The organism is Microthrixaceae bacterium (genome assembly GCA_016702505.1).
Lineage (GTDB): Bacteria > Actinomycetota > Acidimicrobiia > Acidimicrobiales > Iamiaceae > Aquihabitans.
In genome coordinates this window covers 14,137-37,406 of record JADJDU010000012.1, presented here as the reverse complement: position 1 = coordinate 37,406, position 23,270 = coordinate 14,137, and the positions used below count along the sequence as shown (strand labels likewise).

35 protein-coding genes are annotated in these 23,270 nt (G+C 67.7%); 2 read left to right on the top strand and 33 right to left on the bottom strand.

The genetic code is table 11. The annotated features are described in order from the left end of the window. Positions 1–6: 6 nt before the first annotated feature. The 18 genes from IPG97_13355 to IPG97_13270 form a co-directional block, all read right to left on the bottom strand. Positions 7–252 carry a hypothetical protein gene (locus tag IPG97_13355; protein ID MBK6857494.1) on the bottom strand — a complete coding sequence of 82 codons (246 nt, stop codon included), beginning with the start codon at positions 250–252 and terminating at the stop codon, positions 7–9. 92 nt (positions 253–344) lie between these two features. Next, positions 345–677: a hypothetical protein gene (locus IPG97_13350; protein ID MBK6857493.1), complete on the bottom strand. Its 333-nt coding sequence runs from the start codon at positions 675–677 to the stop codon at positions 345–347. A gap of 45 nt (positions 678–722) precedes the next feature. Then, complete coding sequence (locus IPG97_13345) at positions 723–1,691, bottom strand: hypothetical protein (GenBank protein ID MBK6857492.1); 969 nt, start codon at positions 1,689–1,691, stop codon at positions 723–725. 7 nt (positions 1,692–1,698) lie between these two features. Beyond that, entirely contained in the window at positions 1,699–3,036 is a 1,338-nt protein-coding gene (locus IPG97_13340; GenBank protein ID MBK6857491.1) for a hypothetical protein, read from the bottom strand. 5 nt (positions 3,037–3,041) lie between these two features. Beyond that, positions 3,042–3,647, bottom strand: a complete 606-nt coding sequence (locus tag IPG97_13335; GenBank protein ID MBK6857490.1) for a hypothetical protein — start codon at positions 3,645–3,647, stop codon at positions 3,042–3,044. Between the two features lies 1 nt (position 3,648). After that, positions 3,649–4,197, bottom strand: a complete 549-nt coding sequence (locus IPG97_13330) for a hypothetical protein (protein MBK6857489.1) — start codon at positions 4,195–4,197, stop codon at positions 3,649–3,651. Positions 4,198–4,271: 74 nt separating this feature from the next. Next, entirely contained in the window at positions 4,272–4,973 is a 702-nt protein-coding gene (locus IPG97_13325; protein MBK6857488.1) for a hypothetical protein, read from the bottom strand. Between the two features lie 78 nt (positions 4,974–5,051). Then, positions 5,052–5,744 (bottom strand): hypothetical protein, encoded by a 693-nt coding sequence (locus IPG97_13320; protein ID MBK6857487.1) that lies wholly within the window; start codon positions 5,742–5,744, stop codon positions 5,052–5,054. Next, entirely contained in the window at positions 5,744–5,935 is a 192-nt protein-coding gene (locus tag IPG97_13315; GenBank protein MBK6857486.1) for a DUF1508 domain-containing protein, read from the bottom strand. The genes IPG97_13320 and IPG97_13315 overlap by 1 nt, the downstream gene beginning before the upstream one ends. Continuing rightward, on the bottom strand, positions 5,932–6,390 hold the full coding sequence (locus IPG97_13310) for a hypothetical protein (GenBank protein ID MBK6857485.1): 459 nt from the start codon (positions 6,388–6,390) through the stop codon (positions 5,932–5,934). The genes IPG97_13315 and IPG97_13310 overlap by 4 nt, the downstream gene beginning before the upstream one ends. Positions 6,391–6,399: 9 nt before the next feature. Beyond that, a complete protein-coding gene (locus IPG97_13305; protein MBK6857484.1) occupies positions 6,400–7,152 on the bottom strand; it encodes an N-acetylmuramoyl-L-alanine amidase in 753 nt (250 codons plus the stop codon). After that, on the bottom strand, positions 7,149–7,319 hold the full coding sequence (locus IPG97_13300; GenBank protein ID MBK6857483.1) for a hypothetical protein: 171 nt from the start codon (positions 7,317–7,319) through the stop codon (positions 7,149–7,151). Before IPG97_13300 ends, IPG97_13305 begins: the two co-directional genes overlap by 4 nt. A gap of 39 nt (positions 7,320–7,358) precedes the next feature. Further along, positions 7,359–8,852, bottom strand: coding sequence for a hypothetical protein (locus IPG97_13295; protein MBK6857482.1), 1,494 nt, complete (start codon positions 8,850–8,852; stop codon positions 7,359–7,361). Positions 8,853–8,855: 3 nt separating this feature from the next. Beyond that, on the bottom strand, positions 8,856–9,671 hold the full coding sequence (locus tag IPG97_13290) for a hypothetical protein (protein ID MBK6857481.1): 816 nt from the start codon (positions 9,669–9,671) through the stop codon (positions 8,856–8,858). An 83-nt stretch (positions 9,672–9,754) separates the two neighbouring features. Further along, positions 9,755–11,479 carry a major capsid protein gene (locus IPG97_13285; GenBank protein MBK6857480.1) on the bottom strand — a complete coding sequence of 575 codons (1,725 nt, stop codon included), beginning with the start codon at positions 11,477–11,479 and terminating at the stop codon, positions 9,755–9,757. A gap of 106 nt (positions 11,480–11,585) precedes the next feature. Continuing rightward, positions 11,586–12,833 (bottom strand): hypothetical protein, encoded by a 1,248-nt coding sequence (locus IPG97_13280; protein ID MBK6857479.1) that lies wholly within the window; start codon positions 12,831–12,833, stop codon positions 11,586–11,588. 4 nt (positions 12,834–12,837) lie between these two features. After that, entirely contained in the window at positions 12,838–14,724 is a 1,887-nt protein-coding gene (locus IPG97_13275) for a hypothetical protein (protein MBK6857478.1), read from the bottom strand. A 10-nt stretch (positions 14,725–14,734) separates the two neighbouring features. Then, positions 14,735–15,208 (bottom strand): hypothetical protein, encoded by a 474-nt coding sequence (locus IPG97_13270; GenBank protein MBK6857477.1) that lies wholly within the window; start codon positions 15,206–15,208, stop codon positions 14,735–14,737. Positions 15,209–15,235: 27 nt separating this feature from the next. On the opposite strand from IPG97_13270, the gene IPG97_13265 reads away from it, so the two are divergent. Both IPG97_13265 and IPG97_13260 read left to right on the top strand, forming a co-directional pair. After that, complete coding sequence (locus IPG97_13265) at positions 15,236–15,832, top strand: hypothetical protein (protein ID MBK6857476.1); 597 nt, start codon at positions 15,236–15,238, stop codon at positions 15,830–15,832. Beyond that, positions 15,780–16,052, top strand: coding sequence for a WhiB family transcriptional regulator (locus tag IPG97_13260; GenBank protein ID MBK6857475.1), 273 nt, complete (start codon positions 15,780–15,782; stop codon positions 16,050–16,052). The genes IPG97_13265 and IPG97_13260 overlap by 53 nt, the downstream gene beginning before the upstream one ends. Here the strand turns inward: IPG97_13260 and IPG97_13255 are convergent. From IPG97_13255 to IPG97_13185, 15 genes are all read right to left on the bottom strand, one after another. Beyond that, entirely contained in the window at positions 16,016–16,258 is a 243-nt protein-coding gene (locus tag IPG97_13255; GenBank protein ID MBK6857474.1) for a hypothetical protein, read from the bottom strand. The genes IPG97_13260 and IPG97_13255 overlap by 37 nt on opposite strands. Continuing rightward, the gene (locus IPG97_13250) at positions 16,255–16,485 is read right to left on the bottom strand and encodes a hypothetical protein (GenBank protein ID MBK6857473.1); all 231 of its coding nucleotides are present in this window, start codon (positions 16,483–16,485) and stop codon (positions 16,255–16,257) included. Before IPG97_13250 ends, IPG97_13255 begins: the two co-directional genes overlap by 4 nt. Then, on the bottom strand, positions 16,482–16,622 hold the full coding sequence (locus IPG97_13245) for a hypothetical protein (GenBank protein ID MBK6857472.1): 141 nt from the start codon (positions 16,620–16,622) through the stop codon (positions 16,482–16,484). The genes IPG97_13250 and IPG97_13245 overlap by 4 nt, the downstream gene beginning before the upstream one ends. Beyond that, positions 16,619–16,882, bottom strand: coding sequence for a hypothetical protein (locus IPG97_13240; GenBank protein MBK6857471.1), 264 nt, complete (start codon positions 16,880–16,882; stop codon positions 16,619–16,621). The genes IPG97_13245 and IPG97_13240 overlap by 4 nt, the downstream gene beginning before the upstream one ends. A 114-nt stretch (positions 16,883–16,996) precedes the next feature. After that, complete coding sequence (locus tag IPG97_13235) at positions 16,997–17,425, bottom strand: methyltransferase domain-containing protein (protein MBK6857470.1); 429 nt, start codon at positions 17,423–17,425, stop codon at positions 16,997–16,999. Then, positions 17,422–18,483 (bottom strand): hypothetical protein, encoded by a 1,062-nt coding sequence (locus tag IPG97_13230; GenBank protein ID MBK6857469.1) that lies wholly within the window; start codon positions 18,481–18,483, stop codon positions 17,422–17,424. Before IPG97_13230 ends, IPG97_13235 begins: the two co-directional genes overlap by 4 nt. Next, on the bottom strand, positions 18,480–18,848 hold the full coding sequence (locus IPG97_13225) for a hypothetical protein (GenBank protein ID MBK6857468.1): 369 nt from the start codon (positions 18,846–18,848) through the stop codon (positions 18,480–18,482). The genes IPG97_13230 and IPG97_13225 overlap by 4 nt, the downstream gene beginning before the upstream one ends. A gap of 34 nt (positions 18,849–18,882) precedes the next feature. Then, complete coding sequence (locus tag IPG97_13220; GenBank protein MBK6857467.1) at positions 18,883–19,803, bottom strand: site-specific DNA-methyltransferase; 921 nt, start codon at positions 19,801–19,803, stop codon at positions 18,883–18,885. Continuing rightward, positions 19,755–20,378 (bottom strand): HNH endonuclease, encoded by a 624-nt coding sequence (locus tag IPG97_13215; GenBank protein MBK6857466.1) that lies wholly within the window; start codon positions 20,376–20,378, stop codon positions 19,755–19,757. Before IPG97_13215 ends, IPG97_13220 begins: the two co-directional genes overlap by 49 nt. A 411-nt stretch (positions 20,379–20,789) precedes the next feature. Then, positions 20,790–21,023, bottom strand: a complete 234-nt coding sequence (locus tag IPG97_13210; GenBank protein MBK6857465.1) for a hypothetical protein — start codon at positions 21,021–21,023, stop codon at positions 20,790–20,792. A gap of 251 nt (positions 21,024–21,274) precedes the next feature. Then, the gene (locus tag IPG97_13205) at positions 21,275–21,808 is read right to left on the bottom strand and encodes a transglycosylase family protein (protein MBK6857464.1); all 534 of its coding nucleotides are present in this window, start codon (positions 21,806–21,808) and stop codon (positions 21,275–21,277) included. A gap of 23 nt (positions 21,809–21,831) precedes the next feature. Next, positions 21,832–22,068 (bottom strand): hypothetical protein, encoded by a 237-nt coding sequence (locus tag IPG97_13200; protein MBK6857463.1) that lies wholly within the window; start codon positions 22,066–22,068, stop codon positions 21,832–21,834. Next, entirely contained in the window at positions 22,065–22,673 is a 609-nt protein-coding gene (locus IPG97_13195; GenBank protein MBK6857462.1) for a hypothetical protein, read from the bottom strand. The genes IPG97_13200 and IPG97_13195 overlap by 4 nt, the downstream gene beginning before the upstream one ends. Positions 22,674–22,683: 10 nt before the next feature. Further along, positions 22,684–23,073: a hypothetical protein gene (locus IPG97_13190; protein ID MBK6857461.1), complete on the bottom strand. Its 390-nt coding sequence runs from the start codon at positions 23,071–23,073 to the stop codon at positions 22,684–22,686. Continuing rightward, a complete protein-coding gene (locus tag IPG97_13185) occupies positions 23,073–23,267 on the bottom strand; it encodes a hypothetical protein (GenBank protein ID MBK6857460.1) in 195 nt (64 codons plus the stop codon). Before IPG97_13185 ends, IPG97_13190 begins: the two co-directional genes overlap by 1 nt. Between the last annotated feature and the right edge of the window lie 3 nt (positions 23,268–23,270).

Sequence of the window (23,270 nt, the reverse complement as noted above, 5' to 3'; positions counted from 1 at the left end):
GGAATCCTAGTCGTTCGCTGGGTTTGGTGGCTTTCCGCTCGACATGATCGCACGGAACTCAGCCAACTGCTCCTCGGCCAGATGGGCCGGGGGTGGGGTGTTCATCGGGTCCACCGGTTCGGTGGGCACCAGGGGGGCAGCCTTCACGCCGAGGGCGTCGTAGATGTCGCTGCGCTTGGACGGGTCGAAGGACCATCCGGTCTGGCCTGCGTCCTCGGCGGCGAGGGCGACCGTGACGGCGAAGGCGTCCACCACATCGAGACCCTCCAGACCGAGGGGGTGCCCCGCCAGCAGGCAGCGCCCGTGGGCGTAGTGCCAGTTCTGGCGGAGCCACTCCCCTGCGGTCAGGAGGGATTGGTGGGGATGTGGCTGTACGCCTTCTCCTGAATCACGCCCTGGAGGGCGACGAGGTTCTCGATGTCCATGCCGTCGGCCTCGGTGAGCGCGGTCACGAAGTCCTCGCGCTGGGCCTTGTCGATGTGGGACAGCACGAACTTGAGCAGCGCGGTGAGGTCGGTGGTCTCCTCCATGTTGGCGAGGAACACCACGTTGCCGGGGGCGATCTTCCAGGTCTTGCCGAACGCGTTGAAGGTGGTGCTCTTGGGCTTCTTCACCACGAAGTCATCGGGCGGGACCGGGGTGGTGCGCTTGGCGGGGGCACGCTTAGCGGGGGGCATTGGCTTCTCCCTGAGTTGAGTTGTTGCCTTGGTGATGGTACTACGTCACCCGAAGTGGGCCTGGATGACCTGCGCTCCGGTGAGTCCTGCGGTGCCGAGGTGTGGGTAGACCTCGGCCACGATCTCTCGGCGGCGAGCGACCTGGGTGGGCTGCTCGCGACGGGCTTCAATGATGGCCTCGGTGATCTCTGTGGGGTTGTCCACTTGGACGCCCACGTCGGCCCACGTCCAGAAGCGGCCACCGTGGTGAACGTCGCGACGGAATGACGGCGGGTTGAGGACGACCACCGGGCGGTCGAGGGCGGCGAACTCGTAGAGGGTGGACACCCCGTCACAGACGTACACCTCGGCGCGTCGGCACACGTCAGGGAACCAGCGGACGGGCTCGAAGCCCATTGCCGAGAGGCGTCCGTTCATCTTGTCCCACAGCTTGGGGTGGGCGTGGCCGAGCGCGCCGGGGAACGCCTTGGGGATGGCGTCGTAGAAGGTGTGCCACTGGTACCACGCCCCGCCCATCTCGGGGACCGATGTCTTGTCGCCCCAGTGGTTGGAGAGGGCGACGGGTCCCTTCACGACGGGGTCGAGGGTGAGGAGGTCGTCCATCTTGGGGCAACCGATGACCTGGACCGGCACGTTGGGGAGCGCCTTGCGGTGGGCCTCGGCGGCGTACTCGTTGGGGACGAGGCGCAGCGCGATCTTGCGGTGCTCGGAGGACCCGGAGTAGGAGGCGTTGTCGGTGCCGACGAAGGACTGGCCGATGCCGTGCTCCATGAGGATGACCTTGCGCCCAACACGCAGACACCGCTCGGCGTCGCGCCATGAGGCGACGAGGATGGGGCGCTCCGAGCGGGTCGGATGGATGGCTTGAGCCGTCGTGCCGTTGCGGCCCGCTGCCCCGCACAGGTCGTAGGACCCCATGTAGAAGGTGCCACGGTGGTCTGGCTCCAGGTGCTTGTAGAGCGCGTAGGCGTGATCGAACCAGTGGTCCATCGTCGCGTAGGCGTCTACCTTCATGCGGCCCTCACTTCGGCGGCAGCCACGAGCCGTGCCAGTGGTGGGCGACGAGGCTCCAAGGTTGGTTGGCCCTGTGGTCAAGGCCCCTCTCTTTCGCCTTCGATTTCCAGTGGTAGGGGTACAGGCTGCCGGGCGGCAGCAGGAGTGCTTCCCCTCGCTCGGCGGCGTAGGGCAGGGCTGCGGTGAACACCCCCGGCCCCGAGAGCCAAGCGTCATCCCCACGTTCTACCGATCGCCGGGCCGCGTCAAGCAACTCCGCCGTCACGGGATGACGGGGAGGGGCGGCGAACACGGCGTCGGGGATCGTCTTGGCGTCCTCCCACCCGGCGACGAAGCACCCGGCGTTGAGCAGGCCGTCGAGCGGGCGGTAGCACTCCACGTCTGAGTCGACGTACACCCCACCCCAGCGGTAGACGGCCTCAAGGCGGATGAGGCCGGCCTTCTGCGCTCCGTTCTGACACTGGTCCCACAGGTCGCCCGTCTCGGGCCACTCGTCGGGGTCCAGCGGGTCGCGGTGGGTCAGGTGGTCCCAGTGGGGGTGGAGGTCCACGAAGGTCTGCCACCATGCCTCCACCTGCTCGGTGGTGGTGGGCGGGACGGTGCGGTGGACGATGCAGGGGATGGAGCGTGCCCGTGGGGGCTCTACCGGGAACGCCTCCGCCCACCCGGTGACGTGCCCGGCGAGCAGTTCACCCATCGCCTCGCGATCGAAGCGGGCGGCGGAGAACTTGTCTCCGAGGGCCTTGTTGGCCCGGAAGGTTGCCTCGGCGCGGTTGTTGCCCGATGAGGTGATGTGGAACAGGTGCCAGCAGGTGGCGGCGATCTTGACCATCTCTCGACCGGTGATGGTCTCCACCGCGCAGCGGAAGGCCACGTCCTCCCAACCCCAGCCGACGAATCGCTCATCGAACCCGCCGACGGCGTCCCAGGTCTTGCGGGTGACGACCACAGCGGACGAGCAGGCGTCGAAGCGGTCCTTGGCCTGTCGCCCGAGGTCGTCCCAGTTGCCCCGGTACCCGGAGAGCACCTTGTCGGTGGCGGGGCCGTCGAGCAGGACGCGTCGGTGGTAGGCGAGGGTCATCCCATCGGTGGCGACGGCGAGGTCCACGGCTGCCCGCACGGCGTTGGGGTCGAGCAGCACGTCGGCGTCGATGATGACGGCCACGTCCCAGTCGCCTGCCTTGGCTGCGGCCTCGTTGATCGCGTGGGAGCGGCAGAACGGGCCATCTGGCCCCTCGCCCTCGTGGATCTCCCAGTCGGGGAAGTCGTTGAGCCACCACGTCCGGCAGAAGGCCCACAGGCGGTCACGGTCGGCGTAGCCCCCGCGGCGGGGGACAAGGATCACGACGTTCACAGGTTGCTCTTGGCCTTCACGTTCAGGCGGGTGGACTTGCGGTAGCGGTCGGCGGCGCGGGCGAGGATGCGCTTCGGCTCGGAGCCGGGATGCAGGACCGAGTTGGTGTGCATGGTGGGGGCACTGTTGTAGTTGACGGGGAACACGCCCTTGGTGCCCTGCCGGAATCTGGACGTCTTCCCGGCGACCTGGCGGATGCCACCCGGGGTGGAGGGCGGGTCCCAGGGGAAGGCCAACTGACTTGAGGTGTTGGCGATGATGTAGTGGGGCGGCGACCCGTTCTCAATGATCCCCGCGGCTGGGTGCGTGTTCGTGATCCCTGCGCGGACCTTCGACGGGTTAGAGGTGTCGGCGGGGATGATGACGAACGAGTCGTGGTACTCGGCACCGTGCTCCAGTGACTCCTTGGTGCGGCGATTGACTGGGCGACGGTGAAGCTCGGCCTCGGCCAACCCCTTCGCGATTACGACGATCTTGCGGGACTCGTCGTTGGCTACCCGGGCGAGGGTGGCGCGTGCCTTCGGGGACTCGATGGCCCGCTCGATGAGGCGCATGAGTTTGGCCTGGTCGATACGTACCGAGGTCTGCCGGGCGACAGCCATGTCACCCAAGCTCCGTGGTCACGGTGAACTTCCAGCCGACCGCTGCGCCCTGGGGGCCGAGGGGCTGCATCGGGCCGAAGCGGATGCCGTCCACGGCCGGAGGGAAGATGCCGGTCTTGTTGAGCCACCCGGCCAGCACGGCGTTGTAGACAGCGAGGCCGTGGGCGTACACGAAGCGGTTGACCCGGTTCAGCTCATCGGCCGTCGGGGGGATGCCGTTGTCGTCCACCACCGGGTAGCAGTTCTCCCACAACTCCACCTGCCACGTCGCGATGAGGGTGGGCCACAGGCCGGACGCGCAGCCGTTGATGGTTGCACGGGGGTCGGGGCCGAAGTCGGTGAGGTGGATCGACAGGGCGTCGTAGAACTCGGCCACCGGCTTGTTCATGGACAGGTAGGTGTGGAAGTCGTAGCCGCACTCGCCCACAGGAAGGAACGGCTCCAGGCCGACCAACCCGAGGGCGAGGATCGCTTCCCCGATGTCCGGCAGGACCGTGCAGTCGTCCGGTTCGGTGTCGCCTGAGCAGGGATCGAACGGGATGAGCGGCATGAGGGGAGTCTAGACGCGACGAAGGCCCGCCCCGGGAGAAGCGGGCCTTCGTCAGTTTCGCTCAGGGGAAGCGATCAGCTACCGGACCCGCTCCCGGGGGTCACGAATCCGCAGTCCACGGTGGGCACAGTGGTGTCGTAGAAGCGCACCCACGGGGAGTCCGAGGGCATGGGCTCCAGCGGCACCCAGTCACCCCAGGGACCCTCGTCCCAAGCCAGGTTGGCCTCGGCGGTGCCGGCGAACGAGTTGGTCGCCGGAGCACCCTCGAAGGTCCGGTCGGCCGGGCGCAGGAGCACGCGGGGGAGGACGTGGCGGATGTACGGGGGGTTGGTGTCGGCCGGGCCGCAGACGCCGGAGTTCGTGGCGGTCTTGGTCCAGATCTCCAGGCCCACGCCGTAGCCCTGGGTCGTGGTGGCGCCGGGGGCCGAGACACCCACCACCTTGTTCTCCCAGTCGGTGGCGGGCTTGCCCATGAGCAGCGAGCCGTCGGTGAGCAGCTCGTACAGCTCGAAGTCCACCATGTGGAGGTCGATGGTGATGTTGTACCGCTTCACGATGTCGGGGTCCGACGCCGAGTAGAGGATGCGCCCACAGGCGTCCTTCGGTTCGTAGCGGGTGCCCTCCTCCACGTCGGGGGAGAGGTTGATGGTGGCGATGGCGCTGGTGAGGGCGCCGTCGGTCGCACCGGTGAGCGGGGTGCAGTCGGACCCGAGGCGCGTCGCCCGGAGCACGCACGCCGACCGCTCTGCGATGCAGGTGACGTTGTTGGAAGCCATTGGGGTTCTACTCCTGGTGTTGGCTGGGGTCTGGACCTCTTGTCCTACCGAAATGGTAGGAATGGGGGTTGGGCAAAGTCACGCCGAGATGGTGATGAGTTCCCAATCGCCGGGAAGCCAAGCGTCGGAGGGCATCCCGCCGTTCATCGGGTAGGCGTTGGCGGCGTCGTTGACAAGCCGGTTGGAGGACTCCAGCGCACGCTCCACGTCCACGGTCATGCCCTGCCGGGTGATGGTCTTGGTGCCGTAGGGCAGGCTGCACCCGGCGACATCGTTGTCAAGCATCCAGAACTGGACGGCAAGCTCACGGGTGGCGCGCAGGACAAGGGGGGGCGGGGCTACGCCGAAGGTGTAGGTGATGGAGAAGGTGCCAACCTCGGTGTCGGGGAGGCCGAGATCCTGGCTGGGGGGCCAGGCGTCCCCGTCGTTGCGGTGGATGGTGCGGCTGTTGCGGACGTGGTAGTCGGTGAACTCCTCGCCGTCGAGCATCACGAGGTCCACCGATTCCAGCGGGGCGTGGAGGGCAATACCGGTATCGCAGGCGCACCGCGTCGGGGAGCACCCGCAGACGCACCCGCAGCGGCGCGGGCGAACCGTGGCCGAGCACACACCGAAGCGTCGGCCCGTGATGACCCACATGGCCTCGGTGGCGCGCTGGACGTACTCCCCGAGGTCGACCTCGGGCTCACCGGAACCCTCAGGGGCGCAGTAGCGCGAGTCGGCCTCGATCGCCTCGATCGTGGTCCAGTCGTCACATGGGGAGAGCATCATCACGGCACGTCGATCTCGTAGCCGCCCTGGGCGATGAAGGCGCCTCGGTTGAGGGCCTCGGAGCGATCGGTGTAGCCCTCGCCGGAGGTGGCAACCGTGCGCCCGTTCTCCGCGACGATGCGCCACGCCCATCGCTGGGAGCGGCGGAGCGACTTGGTGCGGTACACGTCCAGCACGGCCTTGGGCTTCATGGTGCTTCCCCTTCGTGGTCGGTGTGGCGGCGATCTACCCCCACCTTGCCTGCGATGTCGTCCACCTTGTGGGACGTGTTCTCGTCAGCCAGCCGGATGAAGTGGCAGTCCTGGCGGATGGTGTCAACCGATGAACTGAGCACGTTGAGGCGATGATCCATCTTGGCGAACAGGGTGTCGTGGACGGCGAGCCGGGCGTCTTGGCCGGTCTGGCCGTCGAGGATCTTGGTGAGCATCGACACCACGTCCTGCCCGCCGTTGGGGTCACCGATGCGGTCCTTCACGTCCTTGCGGGCGGAGTTGGCAAGGTAGGCGGAGGCGATGGCGGAGACCGCACCGATAAGAGCGATGACGATGGCGACCGTCGCCGCCTCGCTCATAGCTGCGACAATGGCGCCGATGACGAGACCGACGGCCGCGAGGATGGCGGGCACGAGGTAGTCGAGGTAGGTCATGTCTCTGACCTACCCACCCGAGGGCGGGTTGGACCCGACCTTGGTCTCGATGCGGGTCAGCGACTCAATGGCCCGCACCGGGTACGGGCGCTTGCCGTCGGTCGGCCGGACGTTGAGGGCCGACAGCACCTCCGCGAGCAACTGCTCGCAGTGGGCAGCCCGGAGGCCGGCAGCCGCAGCCTCCGCGAGTGCCTTGTCCAGCTTGGCTTCCTGGGCGGGGGTCATGGTGTCTCCCTTGTCGGGTCCGGTGATGCCGCCGAGTCGGGTGGCGACGTGCGGGGCGATCAGCGTGCCGGGGCAGGACTTCCCCTTGCCGCTGTAGATCGCGTGAGTGGTGATGAGGGGGGCGGGCTTGAGCTTGTTGAGGCGGATGCCCTCCCTGATGAGCCAACGGGCTGACTCCCATTGTGCTTCGGTGGCAGGCCACTTGTCGCCGTGGCCCAAGAAGCAGAAGGCGGCGGCGGTGGAGTTGCGGCCCTCGGTGTGCGCCCCGGAGCGTCCCCAACCGCGCCCCTCGAAGATCCGCCCCGACGGTGCGATAAGGAACGAGTAGGCAATGCCGTTCCAGCCCCGAGTGTTGACGTGGAAGTTCTCGATGGCGCGAATCCAGCCGCACTCCACCTCGTAGCTGGCGGGGGAACGTTGGGGGCCGGCCTCGGTGTGGGCGACGACCTCACCCCACGGGAGCTTGGCGCTCACGTCCTCGCCGCGACCCCCGGTGGCGCCCCACTCGCCTCGGAGGATGATGCGGTGCTCGGTCACTTGCCCAACTCCCCGTTCGCGCCGGAGAACCGGCCGATGGCTTGCGAGCCGATGGCGACGAGGCCGAGGGTGATCTGCTCGGATGCCGGGGGCTGGACCCAAGCGGTCACGGCGAGGGCCACGGCGCAGATACCGGCGACAAGGCCGAGGATGAGGTCACGGTGCATGATTCGATGCTCCCACGGTTGGTGAATGAATCCCCGTGGTCATGTGAATCTCAGGAAGTCGAACGATGCGGTGACGGCGATCCCTGTGTGTTCCTGCCCGACCACTACGCCAGCCTCGGTCACGCTGCCGATCCACGACGCCAACGTCACAGACCCAACCATGATCCACCGGTCACCGTCGGCACTGACCCACCTCCGAATGTTCGTGCCATCGCTGGTCATCCGCAGGTAGACGTGCCCCACACCCACCGACACGCCCGTGGTCGTCGTTGCTGAATCGAACGACGTAAACGAGTTGGCCCTGTGCAGCTCCAGGTCCTTGCCTGGGCCGTGGATGTGTACCAGCCATTGCAGGAGGCGTCCGGTGCCGCTGTTGCGCAGCACCAACCCAGCGTTGGAATGGTTCGTCAACTCACCACCAACTGTGACGCGGGTAGTGACGGAAGCGAAACTGGCCAGGGTCGTGAGAAGCGCCCGCTGGTTGTACCCGGACGCTGCAGCCTGGCATGTCATCAGGAGGCGACCGTCGCTGATCGCTGCGGTGGACGTTCCTTGGTTGTGCCACGTCCCCACCACGGGGGACCCGTCGGCCATGTCCCAATACTCTTGGTCGTAGGCGGACGGCGAAACTGGCGGCACCATTCCGGGCTCAACTGCACCACCAGCCCCCAACGGCCCGACCTCGGCGCCGGTCTCGTCGCGGACGTAGAGGCCGTCGGTACGGGCCACGAGCCGCTGGTGGTCGGCAGCGGGGTTGGTGACGGCAGCGGTTTCGGGGAGGTCGACGAACCCAGTGGTGATGGACGCAGCGTCGGGGGTGCGTGCGCCGAGCGGGTCGTCGACGCGACCCCTGAACACGTCGCCAATGTTGATGTCGCCGTCGCCTGTGGCCGACGTCATGAGGCCGATCGCGGTGGACCCGTCGCCTGTGGCCGACGTCATGAGGCCGATCGCGGTGGACCCGTCGCCTGTGGCCGACGATATGGTGCCGATCGCGGTGGACGCGTAGCCTGTGGCCGACGATATGGTGCCGATCGCGGTGGACGCGTCGCCTGTGGCCGACGATATGGTGCCGATCGCGGTGGACACGTAGCCTGTGGCCGACGAGCCGGTGCCGAGTTCGATCCTCCGATCCAAGAAATCGACAATCTCGTCCCACGAACCGGGGTTCGACGCAGGGTCAAGCCCCGTCGACGGCGCCGACGCCACGTACACCGAACCCGAAGCAGCGACGACATCGCCCACGGCGTAGGTGGCGGCGACATCCCACGTGCCACGGTTCCTCTCACCGGGCAGCAGCCCGACGGCATCGTTCGGCACCGCGCCCGCCACGGCGGGCGCGGCCTGCACCCACGTACCGGACGACACGACCCACAGGGTGCCGCCACCGTCGTCGGTGGCAAAGTAGCGGGTCCCCGTGGGGACGGTGGTGGCGTCGGGGCGGTCTCCGAGAAGGCCCGCCTGAGACCGGATGGAAGCCGCACCGCACGGGTCGCCGTCGTTGAAGCACTCAGACTCGTCGGGAACACCCATTGGTCAGGACCCTTCGATGTAGTCGGGGTAGCCGTACTCGATGGCGGAAGCGGAGCAGGGGTCGAACGCGACCACAGAGGTCCCGATGATGCGGGCCGTGTTGGTGTTGTCGTCGCGGTCGAGGTACTCGGTGGCCTTGGTGGGCACACGGGGTTCCCCGAGGCCGAACAGGACCGCCCCAGTGGTGTAGACCCACTCGGTGCCGTCCAGCAGGGTCTCACCCGTCGGCTGGACGCCGGTGTGCCCGGCGTCGGCCACCACGAGGTGACCACCCGGGGTGCGCCACTGGCTGTCGCGCAGGTCCACGGACCCTTCGGCCACCACCATCGACAGCGCGGCAGGGCTCATGTGGACCATCCCGAGGCCCCCGTGGAGGGTGAGGGCCAACTGCTCCTCGGCCTTGGCGATGAGGATGGAGGTGTTGATCGGCCCGGTGGTGGCGACCGCGGCGCGAGCGGCCAGCTCCACGTTGAGGCGGGCGGCGACCTGCTCGGAGACCATCACGCCCCAGCGGGTCTCCACCCGGGCGTTGAGGACCGAGATGTCGGAGTCCAGGGTGGAGCAGGACTCGGTGCTGTAGATGTCGAACGCGTCGAACACAGGGTTGGTGCCCACGTCGAAGAAGTCGTCCAACTCATCCGACTCGAAGTCGCAGTAGTCGGCGTCGGACGGGACGAAGCCCGAGCAACCCCAGGGGCGAAGCGTCACGCCCGCCAGCCACCGGACGGAGTTCGGGATGCGGTCGGCCGCTTCGATCAAGAGCCCTCGGGTCCGCTTGCGAAGCGGGAGTTCGATGACTGCTTCCATGCCGGTAGCCATGTGGATTCACCTTTCAGCGCGCCGAGAGGGGGTCCGGGGGCCTCGACCTCCGAAACCCCCTCTCGGGTTGATGCTGGGTTGGGTCAGGAGCCCGAGTTCTCGGGGCAGGTGATCGAGGTCACGTCGGCGGTCTGAGCGCCACCCGTGCAGACGCCCTCGATGGTGAGGGCGTAGGTGCGGGCACCGAAGTCCACCAGGCCCTCGAAGTTCTCCTGGAACACGGCGAACTCGTTTTTGGCGTTGGTGGTGGTGTCGCGGTAGATGCCACCGTTGGTGACGCCGATGGTGAGGTCGCCTCGGTCCAGAGCCCGGAAGTTGCCAGCCGGGGTCATGATGAGGTCGATGTTGGTCGGCAGGGTCGGGAGATCCTGCCCGTCGGCGGCGTTCGGGACGTTGGCCCAGGTGGAGGCCACGTCCAGGGTCCAGGTGACGTTGAGGCCGGCCTCACGCAGCGCCGCGTTCACGTCGCTCATGGGTGCGAGGCGGTTGCGGAGCGAGCCGCCCTCACGGCGCTGGTTGGCGAGGTCGATCTGCATGGCGGTGCCGACCCAGCGGGGCAGCCAGGCATCGAACCGCTGACCGCTGTCGTACCGCTCCTCGTCGCGGTGGATCTCCACGGCGTTGAGGATGGTGGTCAGCACGTTGATGCTCGCGCCGTAGGTGTTGGCGGTGGCCGTCATCGCGTAGGTGTTGGCCGAGGCCAGCATGGCGTCGAGCAGGGTGACCTCGCCCAGCCGCGAGTGCAGGGCACCCAGGCGGTTGAGGATGGCGTCGACCAGCTCGGGGAAGGTCATCGCCATGAGGTTCTTGACCTTGAGGCAGCGCCACACGCCGTAGATCTCGTACACCGTCGGGGACGAGCACGGGATGGTGGCGCACGCCTTGGTGGCGTCGTTGTCGCTGTCGTCGGCCGAGGTCCAGATGCCGTAGCCGGTGCTGCCGTCCACGTTCTGGTCGGACACGTCCGACAGGGTGGGCGACGGGTACACGCTCACCGAACCGCGCTTGGGGCGGTAGGTGGCGAGGCTGGCCTTGACAGGGCGGGCGGTGCTGGACGACGTGGCGATGTCGTAGAGCGGCTCGGTCGGGGCACAGAAGGCGGCGGTGAGGCCCTGGGTGAAGGACGGGGCCGTCACGTCGAGGCCACCGAACTTGGCGATGTTCTCGGCGGCGTCGTCGGAGAGAAGCTGCTCGGGCTTCCAGTTGGCCGACAGGCGGGCGACGGCGAGCTTGGAGTCGCTGCCGCCAGAGATGGTCTCGAACCGGGAGATGAGCGCCTCAGCGAGCTGCGCCTTGGACTCGAACTCCTCACCGGCCTGCACGTCGTTGATCGAGGAGACGGCCTTGAAGGGCACGTCCTGGAAGGAGCGGAAGGCGGGCTTGGCGGGGGCCTTGTCCTTGGGGGCGGTCTTGGCGACGGCACCGAGGCTGGGGGACCAGGCGGAGGCGGTGACCGCTTCCTGCTCGTCCTCGGCGGCAGCGTCCTCGGCGTCCTCGTCGGCCTCGTCGCCCTCGGCTTCGGCGGCGGGCTCGTCGGCCTCGTCGTCGGCGTCCTCGGAGAACTTGGACAGGAGGGCCTCGCGGCGGGCGGACAGGGCCGCTTCGGCCTCGGCGCGCTCGGAGGCGATGGTCTCGGCCTGGGCGATGAGGGCGTCGGCCTTCTCGGCCTGGTCGGCCACGTCGACGGTGACCTCGCCGGACAGGGCGGTCACGATCGCGCCCTTGAGGTCGGAGATGAGGGTGGAGAGGTCGTCTGGCGTCAGCGCCGAGAGATCCTCGGGGATCTGGATTCCGAGCAGCTCGTTCATGGGAGTCTGTTCTTCCTGTTCGGGTTGGATCTGTGGTGGTCGGCGCTGGGCGCTGCGGGCGATGGTCGCTCGCAATCCCTACCTAAGTGGTGGGAAAGGTGGGAAGTCAAGCCGAGTGCTTGGCTGCGAGTTCCGCGAGGCGGGCACGGGCCATCTGCTTCGCCACGAAGGCGATGTTCGGGTCCGTGGCGGGCGTGACGACGTGTGGCTTGACGAAGCCGGCCGACAGGATGGTGAGCATGTGGCCCTCGGAGTGGCCGAAGGCACGGGGGGTCGGGTAGGCCGGGGTGTTGACCGACAGGACCGAGATCAACTCGTGCCCGGCGCCCACCCAACGCCAGTCGCCCGACACGCCCGAGGCGCGCCCTGCGTAGACGGTCTCCGCCTTGGTCCCGGGGCGGACCTGGCCGGAGAACCAGACGCCGAACTCGTCCTCACCGACGCAGCCGTCCGCCCACGCCGCGCAGGTGTTGGCGTAGTGGTCGATGGCCTCGTTCATGCCGATGGTCACATCCGCGTGGTTGCCGCCGATCACCAGGGGACCGGTGGCGACGAAGCCGTCCTCGGTCTCCACGGAGCGGTTGGCGAAGTAGGCGTAGTTGGTCCGCGAGCGCGGGACCGGGATGCCGAGGGAGAGGTGGACCTCGTTCCACGCGGCGACGTGGCCGAACACCCGGTCGCCGGTGTCCACGAACATCGGCGTGACCTCGGTGAGCCCGGGGTCGGTGAAGTTCTCGGCCTTGGCCTTCGGGCGGTCCTTGACCACCGAGAAGCAGAAGGCGTGCTCGGGCTTGGCCTCCGAAGCAGCGGCGACAATGGCCTCGGCCAGCGGCTCGGCGCCCTCGACCTCCCACCCGTCGGGGATGCGCGCCCCGGCGTTCTCGAACGCGGGCTCAGCAACGAGGGTGGAGGCGGCGAGGCGGGACTGCACGAAGTCGTACTCGATCGAGAACATGCCGTCCTCGCCCTCGATGAAGTTGACCTGCACGTCCTTGTCCTGCACGGAGAGGTCCACCGAGTTGCCCCGGAACGCCTGGGTCTTGACCAGGAACGCGGCACGTCGACCGTTCTCGTCGTTGAGGAACCAGCCACGCCCGGACACGGTGCCGTCGTCGTGGACGGTGACCTCATCGAGCCGCCCGGCGATCTCGGCGTTGTCGTGGCCCCCGGTGACCCGGAACTGGGCCTTGAGTGAGCGCGGCAGATCGAAGGGCTCGAACCCCTCGCCGTGGACCTTCCGCCCGTCGCGGGTGCGGATGTCGGTGAGGAGCATCTGGTCGAACACGACCGGCACATAGAAGCCCGGAGGGGCGTTGCCGGGTTCGGCGTCGGTGAACTGTCCAAAGACCTTCATGGGGTCAATCCTCTCGGATGGCGAGTACGGAAGTCACGGCGAGAGCGGGCAGGTCGGGCTCGCTTCCGTCAGCGACTTCGGCGGCGAGGGCGTGGATGAAGGGGGCCGCTGCGGGGGACCGGACTGCATCGGCGATGCCGGCTAGTTCGCTCAGGAACCACTTGCGGACCTCGCCCTCGGAGAGCCCGACCGCATCGAGGATGCCCGGGTGGCCGACGATCTCCTCGTTCGGCAGGTGCTTGAGGGAGGCGTGCAGTTCCTTGTCCGGTTCGCAGCGCGCCCGGAGCTTGGCCCCGACCTTCTTGCGGGCGGCGAGCAGGAACCCGGGGGAGGCGGCGACCAGGAGGCGGGCGGTCATCTCGTCCTCGGCCTGAGTGTCGCCCTCGCCGGGCGCGCCGGCCGGGTCGGACGAGTCAGCCGGGCGGTGGGCCTCGTCGGTGGACCCGACGCCGGGCTTGCCGGGGCCTGCGGCGACCGCGGCCATCGCCTCCCAGTCGATCTCGTCGTGGACGGCGAGGCCGTAGGTGGCGAGGTACGGGTTGTTGATCTTGCGGCCGACCTGGCGGACGTACTCCTCCTCGGACGGCTCGTCACCCTCGCCCACGGCGGAGCGGTCGCGCAGCGCCTTGTCCGAGATGACCATGCGATCGTGGAGCTGGCGACCGTCCTCGGCCTCGTTGGGCCGGGAGATCACATCGGAGCCGTCGGGGATGATCTTGTGGCGGCGGATGTCCAGCTCGGAGTAGTCCCACCCGTTGAAGCGGTTCACGTCGCGCAGGAGCGGCCACAGGATCGTGGTGGTCAGCAGGTCCGCGAAGCCCTGAGCGTAGGGCAGCAGGTGGGTGAAGGCCGAGTCACTCACCGACCAACTCGACCAGTGGTTCGCGCTGCCCATGCCCTCGATGACCTCGGGCGGCAGGAACATGCCCTTGGCGATCTCGGCCCGCTGCTCGGAGCGAAGCTCCAGCTCCACCCGGTCGATGGTGCGGTCCATCGTGATGAACTTGATGGCCTCCCCGAGAGCGGCATCACCCCGGATGAGCGCCGGGGTGGCCGAGGCATCGCCGGAGTCGTGCTGGGCCTGGATGATGGAGAGGATCTTGGCGGCGAAGGGGTCCTCCACCGCGTTGCCGTCACCCGTGGGCGCACCGATCGGGCCGGCGAGGCTCAACTGGGAGGGCATGAACAGGAACCCGGACTGGGTGAGGCTGTTCACGATGCGGGCACGCAGGGAGCGGTCCAGCACGGCGAGGGTCTTGAGCTTGTCCAGCACGGCGAAGGTCGGGGTGTCCGCGACCTCGCGCAGCTTCGGGGACGGCTGCCAGATGCGCCGGAGGTAGCCGGGCTTGAACGACCAGTCCGGGGCCGAGGTGTTGCCGAGCGGGTACCGGGCGTATGCCTGCCCGGTCTCGCCCGTGGCTCCGTAGCTGCCGGTCGGGCCGAACTCGATGACCGAGAACACGGACCAGAGGATCTCGCCGCTGATCTGACGGCCGACGAACCAGCCCTCTCCGGCGACGGCCATGTTCTTCGTGTAGCCCTCGGCCAGATCCGCGAGGCCGGCATCCTCACCGCGGATGGTGAAGGCGATCTGCTCGGCGGCGGCGTAGAGCTTGTCCCGGTTGGCCTTCTCGGGGACGGCAGCAGGCGACGAGAGGTCGTCGGGGGGGACGACTCCGGCCGGGAAGTGGAAGCGGGCGACGTTGCGGCCCAGGTAGCTCGCCGGGTAGTTCAGCTCCGACATGGACTCGTAGAACGACCACGCCTCGCGCTGCTTGCGCCCTCCACTGACCTGCGAGATCGCGGCAGCTTCGGTGGCGTTGCGGATGTTGAGGGGCTTCACCGCAGCCGTGATGGACGCGGTGGGCTGGTTCTTGCGAGTCAGGGCCATGATGTCTCCGCTAGGCGGGGTCGCGCTGGGCGCTGTCGGAGAGGGTAGAACTCCGCTCGGTGAAAGTCGCCCTGAGCCGCTCGCGGTACTCGTCCAGGTCCCGCACCAGCATGTCGGTGGGGTCCACGTCCATGTCGGGGAGCGGGAGCGGATCGAGGCCCTCGCGGACCTGCTCCTCCCAGTAGAGGGCGGCGAACATCGGCTCGTAGATTCGGGCGAGTCTGATCCACGCCCGGGTGCGTGCTCGGTCCCGGGCGCGGTGGGCGTTGGTCTTGATCTTGGAGGACTCGTACCGCTTGGGCTTGGGGCGGCGCGGTGGGGTCATCATCACCTTGGTGCCGTCCACGTCGAGGGCGATCACCTCGTCCGCCGCCTCGGACAGCGTGCGGGCGCACTCGCCGCACATCTTCTTCCCGGCGAGCACCCAGTCGCCGCACCCGGGGCAGAAGTCGTAGCCCTCCACCTCCAGGTCGTCCAGGTCCATGCGCTCAGCGTAGTTACGCTACGGGGCATGGACGAGATGGAACCCGCCACTCCGTCGCTGGATGACTTCCGCGACCAGATCGCCGGGGTGCTCAACCGCACCGCCATCGACATCGGGTCCATCTTGATCGCCGCCAAGCACGCCCACCCGCGCCGGTTCATGGAGTGGGTGGAGGCCGAGTTGCCCTTCTCCTACCCCAAGGCGTCGCAACTCATGGCAATCAGCCGAGCCTTCCGCGACCTTCCACCCGAGAAGCGTGAACTCCTGCCCGCCCCCTGGACCACCATGCTCACCCTCACCCGGTTGGACGCCGAGCGGTTCGACCAGGCCCTCGAATCCGGCCTCATCTCACCCGACATGACCCGCTCCCAGGCGTTGGCGCTCACCGGCAAGACCGAGGCCCCCGAGCCGGAGCCGCGCCCGTGGAAGTCCGGCCCGCCGAAGGGGACAGTCACGTCGCAGTCCCGCCTACCCACGTCCTTGCTCGTTCGGGAACTCCAGAGGTACGATCCGGGTGAACTCACCCCTACCCAGCGCCAAGAACTGGCTGACTGGTTGACCGGAGGCTCCGATGGAACGACCGAAGTGGATGGCGGACGCGAACTGTGCGGGCACGTCGCCTGACATGTTCTTCGCCCCCCTGCTTGGGGACGGTGGCAACAAGTACTACTCCGCCGCCCTCTGCGCCGAGGCCAAGAAGGTCTGCGAGGGCTGCACGGTGAAGGCCGAGTGCCTGGAGTGGGGGATGGAGGACATCTACTACGGCGTGTACGGCGGGCTATCGCCTCTGGAGCGCCGGAACCTCCGTCAGCCCGGCAGGTCCGCCTCGGGGCTGGCCTCGTAGCCGCGGCTGAGCGCGTCGGCCAGTTCTTCCTCGACCACTACGTCCTCCATCCAGGCGAGCAGGCAGCGACGACACGCGAACTGGGGTGGGCCGTCGAACTCCTCCACCGGCTGGGGCTTGAGGGGGCGGGTGCCGCAGCCTGCCTTCTGTGGGCTGGCCGCGACCTGGATGTGGACGGTCTGCCCGAACTTGAACCAGAGGCTCATCCGAACGTCCCGTCAAACTCGGCAGCGCGGGCCACGATGGCCTCCATCTCAGACATAACCTCACCCACGGTCCAGATGGTGGAGACATGCGCTCCCCCGTGCATGGTGATGAGCGCCCCATCGTCGCCGCTGGGGAACGGCTCAACCCTCACGACGGCGATCTCGTTGACGTTCACCCACTGGGGGTCTCCGATGGGGCTGGGGAAGTTGATGAAGATGGCGTTCATGCCTCGGACCCGAAGATCATGCGGCGCAGGTAGTCCGCGATGGAGACCTTGCCTCGCATCTTGTCGAACTGCTTGCGCTCGGCTGGGGTCATGCGGAAGGTGACTACGACGGTTCGTGGGTCTGGTGATCGGTTCATCGGTTCCCCTTGTTGGCCTTGCGGCGGGCTCGGTTCTTGGCCTTCTTGGCCTCGATCGTGGGCTTGGTCGCCCCCGGGCGATGCTTGGCGGTCGGCTTCGGCAGGTACTTGGCGAGCACGTCGGCGGAGGCGCGCTGCATCCGCTTCTGCATCTTCACCTGCTGGTAGGCGAGGCGCTCCGCGTGCATCTCGTCCTCGGTGAGCGTGCGGGTCGCCGTGGAGGCGAGCGCACCGCTGCGCTTGAGTTGCTCAGCCGTCACGGTCCATTCCTTCCTTCGCTCGGGCCACGGCCCGCTTGGCTTCGGCCACGCCCTTCTTGTACGGGGCCGAGTTGACGATCGGGGCACACGTTGGGCAGGTGTTCGGGTCGTGCTTCATCGCTTCCTCAACACGGCGCAGATGTCGACCTCGTTGGTGACCACGCTGACCTTCTCGAAGGGGGCCTCGTCGCCCCACACCGGCTTGCCGAACTGCTCGAACAGGTCGGTGTGGGCGCACCAGTAGTCGAAGGACCGGACGGTGCAATGGCGGACGTGGGTGGGGTCGGTGTAGGAGTTCTCGTGGCGGTAGTCCGGGGTGGTGATGATGAGGGGGCCACCCAGCACAAGAGCCTGCCACGCTCGGGCCATGAAGTGCTCGGGGTCACCGACATGCTCGAACACCTGCACCGCGTAGATGGCGTCCACGGACGAGGCGGGCCAAGGCCACGGATCGTCCAGGTCCAGCACCACGTCGCCGTTCGCCTTGTCCACGTTCACGCAGCCGGGGAATGGGTGGGCTCCGCAGCCGAGGTTGAGGATCACAGGTCCACCTTGTTCAGCTCTACGGCCCTGCGGTTCGGGTTGAGGATGTGGGTCACGGACCCCTCGATCACCCGGATCGGGCGGTTTGGTTCGGTGGAGAACTCCAGGGTGACCCGCTCACCCGAGCAGCGCGACAGAGCATCGCGGGCGTGGGAGAGGGTGAGGCCCGTGGGGTAGGGCAGCTCGCCCTCCACGGGGATCGCGGTGGCGACCATGCCCTGGCCTGGTGATGAGGCGTGCATGTGGAGTTCCCCGCGCACCACGTCGATGCGAACCGGCACCTCGTCGCCCTCCTTGATGACCACCATGAGGCCGAGACCCTCCAGCAGCGCCTTGCGGTCCAAGGTGACGTTGTGGGCGAGGTCCAGGTTCATCGGGAGCGGCTTGCGGTCGTACTGGGGGAGGGTGGTCCACAGGCTGATCCCCGCGCTGGAGAAGATGGCCGCTCCGCCCGACGTGGTGATGGTGACCTCGGACTCACCGAAGGTCTTGGCGGCGAAGTCCAGGGTGGAGCGGAGGATGGCGAAGTCCAGCCCCTCCGGCGCGAGACAGAAGGCGAGCCGGGTGCCCGAGAACGCCTCGGCCTTGCCCTCGGGGAAGAACGTGATGGAGCGGTGCCGGCCCTCGCGCCCGTCGGCGGCGTAGGTGATGAGCGGCAGCAGGTCCCACGCATCGAAGGCGACGGGCGCGGACGTGCCGTCCCAGTTCAGCTTCGGGTAGGAGTCGGCCGGGGCGGTGGGGAGGGTGATGCGCGAGGTCATGGTCTCGATGCCGAGCGAGTCGTCGTCGTCCAGCGTGAGGTCCACGTTGCCCTCCATGAGCGACACCGCCTTGGCGACCGTCTTGGCCGGGACGAGCACGTCACCGGGCTCGGACACCTCGCCGCCGCAGGGCACCCGGATGTAGGACTCGCCGTCGCCGCCCGTGACGAAGATGCCGTCGGTGGTGGCCTCGATGAAGATGCAGCCGTGGGCGAGCAGGTGGGAGTTGGCCTTGGTCAGACCCGCGGCGATCTTGAGCCCGTCCGCGAAGTCGGGAGCCTCGATGGAAGCCTTCACAGCAGATCCTCCAGCGCCTCGATGGCGCGGCCGAGGGGCGAGTCGGCCACCACCGGCACACCGCCGTCCATGATCCCGAGGACCGTCTGAGCGGCCTTGGCGATGGCGTCGCGCTCCTTGGTGGCCTTGGTGGCCTCGGCCTCGCACTCCTCGGCCCAGTCCTGGGCAGCCTTGGCCTCGTGCTCGGCCTCGTCCAGCGAGTCGCGCATCTGGTCCAGCATGTAGTGAGGGGCGACGAGGCGCTCGAAGTCCCCGATGCTCATGTGGAGGGTGAGGCCGTAGACGTTCTCGTTCTCCACGATGATGTGGTCGCGGAGGTCGGCGGGCAGCTTGGACAGGGCGTCCTTGGTGAGTAGTGAGGTCATGGGTTCTCCTTGCGTGAGGGGTTGTGGGATCGTATTACAGATCGGGGAACAGGTCAAGCACGCCCGAGTCATCAGTGGGGACGGGCGACGGCGCTGGCGGAGGGGACTGTCCCGCCTCGTACTCCAACTCGGAGGCGTGCCGGACGCGGTGTCGGGCAATCGCCAGGTACTTGTCGTCGTCGTCCCGGTCGATGCCGATGCCGTCGAACCCGAGCCGCTCAGCGGCAACCATCGTCGTCCCCGAACCGCAGAACGGATCAAGCACCGTGCCACCCGGAGGGGTCACCATCCTGACCAACCACTCCATGAGAGCCACCGGCTTCACGGTCGGATGGTCGTTCCTCATTCCCTCGGGCAGCCCGGCGTTGCGCTCAGACTTGGCGGTCTTGGCACAGTAGAAGAACCGGGAGGCACCGCCCGAGTCACCGTAGAGGTGGTACTCGACACCCTCGGAGCGCAGGCTGCCGTCCGCCGACCCTTCAAGGGCAGCGCCGCCACCGACCCCAACTGAGGCTTTGGCAAGGTGGGGTCCATCACCACCAGCGGGCTTGCCGGAGGTCAGGGTGCCGGTCTGCTCGTCCAGCACCCCACCCGCCTCGGGGTCGAGGATCACGTTGGCGGGCCAGCGGCCTTGGGTGGTTTCCCCGACAGCCCTGGAGCTGCCAGCCAGAGACCCGTCCATACGGCCCACGTAGGCGTTGTTGTCGGCCTCTTTGTAGTCCCACTCCCGCAAGGGTCGGCTGCCGCCATCAACTCGCGTGGCGTCGATGTTGATTGCGCCCGTGCCGTGGGTGAGCACGTTCTTGGCGACCGTCGCCTTGCGGCCGTCAACCCGAAGGGGCTTGCGGGCGAGGATGATCGGCTCGTGGGCTGGCTTTAGGGCCGTGCCAAGCGGCTCCAGGCTCATCAGCCAGGCCGGGTCGGGGAGTCCGCACCAGGAGCAGACAGCGGCCATCGCTGCTCGCCCTCCACCGTGATCGTCAAGGATGGTCCGTCGAGGCTCACTTCGACCTGGATCGACTCCAACACCTGCGTCGTGATCGCCTCGATCTTGTGGTGACACGTCTCGCACAGCGCCACCAAGTTCTCCGAGCGGTTCGTCCCCCCGAACCGGAACGGCACCAGATGGTGGACATGCAGTTCGGTCAACCTCTTGGGCCTGGCTCCACACGACCGGCACCCGCGGTCCCGCTTGCGGATCTCCGCTCGACGGTTCTTCCATCCCGGCCCGTACCGAAGCATGTCCGTGTCCCGCCGCTTCTGCCCCGCTGCCGCGCACTCCGTCGAGCAGAACAGCCGCCGGGAGCGGCGCTGGTCCCTGGACTTCTTCTCCGTCGGCATGCCGCAGTTCGCGCACGGAATCATCATCGGACCCCTGGTGGATCGGAAGGTCGGAACCCCCAGCGCCCTCCGTCGGCGGGACACCACCATCTCGCTCCGGCCGATCCTCGTCGCCACCTCGGCGTCCGGCATCGTCCCCAACCAGGACTCCTGCTCCGCCGTCCAGGCATGTGCATCGTGCAGACCCATACCGAGACTCTACGGCCTTGACCGTTGCCTTATGCACCGAAAGTGACTTCGGGAAACCCGATCCGTACAACCATTGGATCTGGTCACGAATCTCGAAACCGCCCAGTCGGATCGCCATACCCATGAGGTCCACGGTGCGGGAACCGGCGAAGCACAACAGATGCCCGCCCGGTTTCAGCACCCGCAGGCACTCCTTCCACACGGACGGGCCGGGGACGAAGCTGTCCCACTCCTTGCCCATGAACCCGCCGCCACCGTGGTCGTAGTCGTCGCCTGCGAGCCAGTGGCGCAGCACCTCTGCTGCGTCCGGCTCCCGGGAGAGGCCGTAGGGCGGGTCGGTGACGATGGCATCCACCGACCCGTCAGCCATCCCTGCTAGAACCTCCAGCGCCACCCCTCGGTGCAGTTGGATCATGGGCGGGTCTCCTTCTTGTAGGTCTCGCAGGCACACATCAGTGCGCCGCAGGGGTGGTGGGGGAGGTGGTGAACGTGGTCGTAGTAGTCGTGGCCGCAGCGGCAGAACTCGTCCTCGTGGAGCCACTCGTCGGAGCGGTCCCGGGTGGCGAGGACGATGAACCCGCCGACCAGTCCGAGGACCATCAGCACCCATGCGGTGACGAACACGCCGACGAGCAGCTCATTCACCGGCCGTGCTCCTTGAGCACCTTGATGACGGTCTCGGTGGCGACGGTGACGGCCACCTGAATGACCAGGATGCCGACGATGACGCCGACCAGGACGTAGATGGCGGCGGTCAGGATGTCGTTCATGTGGATCTCCTTGCGGTAGGGGTCCCCCGAAGCGTAATGCAGTTCGGGGCTGGGGTCAAGCGCGAGCCCGCCCCCACCGAGCGGGAGGTGGGGGCGGGTGCCGGGTGTCGCTAGACGGTGGTCGGGTTACAGGGTCAGCGACCAGTGGGAACGACCACGGCCGTTGTCGTAGAGCCGACGCTGGCACTCCACCTGCTGGGCGACGGAAGCCCCGCGGTGGGGGAACTCGGGGCAGACGGAGCGCCAGGTGCTGGCGAGGAACTGCGCCAACCCATAGGCCGATGAGCGGGGGTTCTGTGCGGTCGGGTTGAACCGGGACTCGCGGTAGATGACGTAGCATGGCAGGAGGTCGTTCCCGTTGCAGACCTCGATGCCCTGGACTGAGCACTTCTGCTGGCTGGGGGAGTGGCAGGGCGGCACCTCGGCAGCCTTCGCTGCGGCTGCCTCCATCCAGCGGTTGAACCAGTAGGCCCGGGTCCACTCATTCACCCAGTAGGCGTCGATCCAACCCTGGATCACTTCGGGCGAGTGGGTCGCTTGGACCTCGGCCGGGGTCTCCGACCAGTGGTGGTAGACGGCACCTGCGGTCGCCTGGGGGGCAGCGAGGGCGAGGGAGGCCATGACGGATAGGGACGCTATGAGCTTCTTCATGGGCTTCATGGCTAGCAGATGTTACGGATTGGTTACAAGCGTGGCAGGGGACGGCCTGCGTTGTGGTTCAGCCGGTCTTGGATCTTCCTGGTCTCCTCGCGCGCCCACGCCGACGGCATGAGGTGCCGGTAGGCGGCGATGTCGAGGACTGACTGCTCGTAGGAGAACCCGTCGCGGATGCGCTGCTGGACAGCGGCGACGAACTCCGGGCCAGGGAGGGCGAACAGGGCAGCGACCCCCTCGGCGTACTCGATCTGTTCGGGGGTCACAGCGGGCCGAACTCCCCGATCCAGACGGCCTCTGCCCACGGCTGGGTCAGGCCGTAGGGGCGAGGGGCCTTGTCGTCGGGGTGTGCCTCGGTCCAGTTCTCGCCAGTCCGCACCACGTAGGTTCCACTGAGCGACCAACGGCCCAGCTCGCCGGAGGCGAGGAAGTCATCAAGGGCAGCGTTCCAGCCGGTCGGGAAGGTGCAGAAGAACCGGCCCCCGGTGGTCAGCAGGGACCGCAGGTGGTAGATCGCCTCTATCGCCGCATGGGGGTAGTCCCGGCCGTCGTCCAGCCCGACGTGCTCGATCGTGGAGATGGAGATGATGGTGTCGTAGGTGCCCTCGATGTCGAACACGTCAATGTTCTCCACGCCGGGGGCCACCTCGAAGCGGTCCATGATCCGGCGCGACGGCAGGGCGATGGAGTCCTCGTAGTGGCTCAGGACGTTGCCGACCTCCAGCACTCTCCCCATGCGGCCCTCCCAGTTGTGGCGGATGATGATGAACTGCTGGGCCATCGCCAGCTCCACGGCCCGCTCGTTGAGGATCGTGGTGTTGTAGGGGTGGTCGAAGGGCTGGAGGGTGGTGCCGTTGGCAAGGTGGATCATGGGTCCCCGATCAGAACGGCCACAAGTCGACGCCCGGCGTCGTCTCGGGCTGCCAGTTCGTCAGGCCGCAGTCGGTGAGCACGAGGTCTGAGGCCGATACTGAGGTGACGCCGTGGGCCACCAGCTCGTTCTCCAGCATCTGCCTCGCCCGCACCTTCGCGGCCAAGACCTCGTGCTCCTCCGGCTCATCCTCGCCCAACTGCACCCGCGCCTTGAGCACCTTGAATCGCTGGCGCTGGCCGTTCAAGTGGAAGTCGACGCGGAGTGTGGCGAGCACGGCCCACGGGAGGCCCACCCTCCCGTCGTAGTCGCCGCGGGCGTAGGGCGTGTGGAGGGAGATGTTGCCGTGGCCGATTTCGCAGGTCACCTCGCCGTGGACCTTGTGGTGGTTCGCTCGCATCACTTCTCCCGGGACGTGAGGTGCCAGCCCGAGCACATGCCGCAGAAGTAGACGCGGGCCTCCTGGCGGTGCTCCAGGCCGTTGCGGCGCTGGGAGCGGGCGTGGCTCAGGGCCGTGCGGGCCTCAGACTCGGAGCGGTACCTGGCCTTGCGGGTGGGGCAGTTGCCGCGCTGGCGGCGGAAGGTGCGCTTCACGGT

Coding starts and splice junctions, on each gene's coding strand:
- IPG97_13350 (MBK6857493.1), bottom strand. CDS start 677: ATGCCCCCCGCTAAGCGTGCCCCCGCCAAGCGCACCACCCCGGTCCCG.
- IPG97_13345 (MBK6857492.1), bottom strand. CDS start 1,691: ATGAAGGTAGACGCCTACGCGACGATGGACCACTGGTTCGATCACGCC.
- IPG97_13335 (MBK6857490.1), bottom strand. CDS start 3,647: ATGGCTGTCGCCCGGCAGACCTCGGTACGTATCGACCAGGCCAAACTC.
- IPG97_13330 (MBK6857489.1), bottom strand. CDS start 4,197: ATGCCGCTCATCCCGTTCGATCCCTGCTCAGGCGACACCGAACCGGAC.
- IPG97_13325 (MBK6857488.1), bottom strand. CDS start 4,973: ATGGCTTCCAACAACGTCACCTGCATCGCAGAGCGGTCGGCGTGCGTG.
- IPG97_13320 (MBK6857487.1), bottom strand. CDS start 5,744: ATGATGCTCTCCCCATGTGACGACTGGACCACGATCGAGGCGATCGAG.
- IPG97_13315 (MBK6857486.1), bottom strand. CDS start 5,935: ATGAAGCCCAAGGCCGTGCTGGACGTGTACCGCACCAAGTCGCTCCGC.
- IPG97_13310 (MBK6857485.1), bottom strand. CDS start 6,390: ATGACCTACCTCGACTACCTCGTGCCCGCCATCCTCGCGGCCGTCGGT.
- IPG97_13300 (MBK6857483.1), bottom strand. CDS start 7,319: ATGCACCGTGACCTCATCCTCGGCCTTGTCGCCGGTATCTGCGCCGTG.
- IPG97_13295 (MBK6857482.1), bottom strand. CDS start 8,852: ATGGGTGTTCCCGACGAGTCTGAGTGCTTCAACGACGGCGACCCGTGC.
- IPG97_13290 (MBK6857481.1), bottom strand. CDS start 9,671: ATGGCTACCGGCATGGAAGCAGTCATCGAACTCCCGCTTCGCAAGCGG.
- IPG97_13285 (MBK6857480.1), bottom strand. CDS start 11,479: ATGAACGAGCTGCTCGGAATCCAGATCCCCGAGGATCTCTCGGCGCTG.
- IPG97_13280 (MBK6857479.1), bottom strand. CDS start 12,833: ATGAAGGTCTTTGGACAGTTCACCGACGCCGAACCCGGCAACGCCCCT.
- IPG97_13275 (MBK6857478.1), bottom strand. CDS start 14,724: ATGGCCCTGACTCGCAAGAACCAGCCCACCGCGTCCATCACGGCTGCG.
- IPG97_13270 (MBK6857477.1), bottom strand. CDS start 15,208: ATGGACCTGGACGACCTGGAGGTGGAGGGCTACGACTTCTGCCCCGGG.
- IPG97_13265 (MBK6857476.1), top strand. CDS start 15,236: ATGGACGAGATGGAACCCGCCACTCCGTCGCTGGATGACTTCCGCGAC.
- IPG97_13260 (MBK6857475.1), top strand. CDS start 15,780: ATGGAACGACCGAAGTGGATGGCGGACGCGAACTGTGCGGGCACGTCG.
- IPG97_13255 (MBK6857474.1), bottom strand. CDS start 16,258: ATGAGCCTCTGGTTCAAGTTCGGGCAGACCGTCCACATCCAGGTCGCG.
- IPG97_13250 (MBK6857473.1), bottom strand. CDS start 16,485: ATGAACGCCATCTTCATCAACTTCCCCAGCCCCATCGGAGACCCCCAG.
- IPG97_13245 (MBK6857472.1), bottom strand. CDS start 16,622: ATGAACCGATCACCAGACCCACGAACCGTCGTAGTCACCTTCCGCATG.
- IPG97_13225 (MBK6857468.1), bottom strand. CDS start 18,848: ATGACCTCACTACTCACCAAGGACGCCCTGTCCAAGCTGCCCGCCGAC.
- IPG97_13220 (MBK6857467.1), bottom strand. CDS start 19,803: ATGGCCGCTGTCTGCTCCTGGTGCGGACTCCCCGACCCGGCCTGGCTG.
- IPG97_13215 (MBK6857466.1), bottom strand. CDS start 20,378: ATGGGTCTGCACGATGCACATGCCTGGACGGCGGAGCAGGAGTCCTGG.
- IPG97_13205 (MBK6857464.1), bottom strand. CDS start 21,808: ATGAAGCCCATGAAGAAGCTCATAGCGTCCCTATCCGTCATGGCCTCC.
- IPG97_13195 (MBK6857462.1), bottom strand. CDS start 22,673: ATGATCCACCTTGCCAACGGCACCACCCTCCAGCCCTTCGACCACCCC.
- IPG97_13190 (MBK6857461.1), bottom strand. CDS start 23,073: ATGCGAGCGAACCACCACAAGGTCCACGGCGAGGTGACCTGCGAAATC.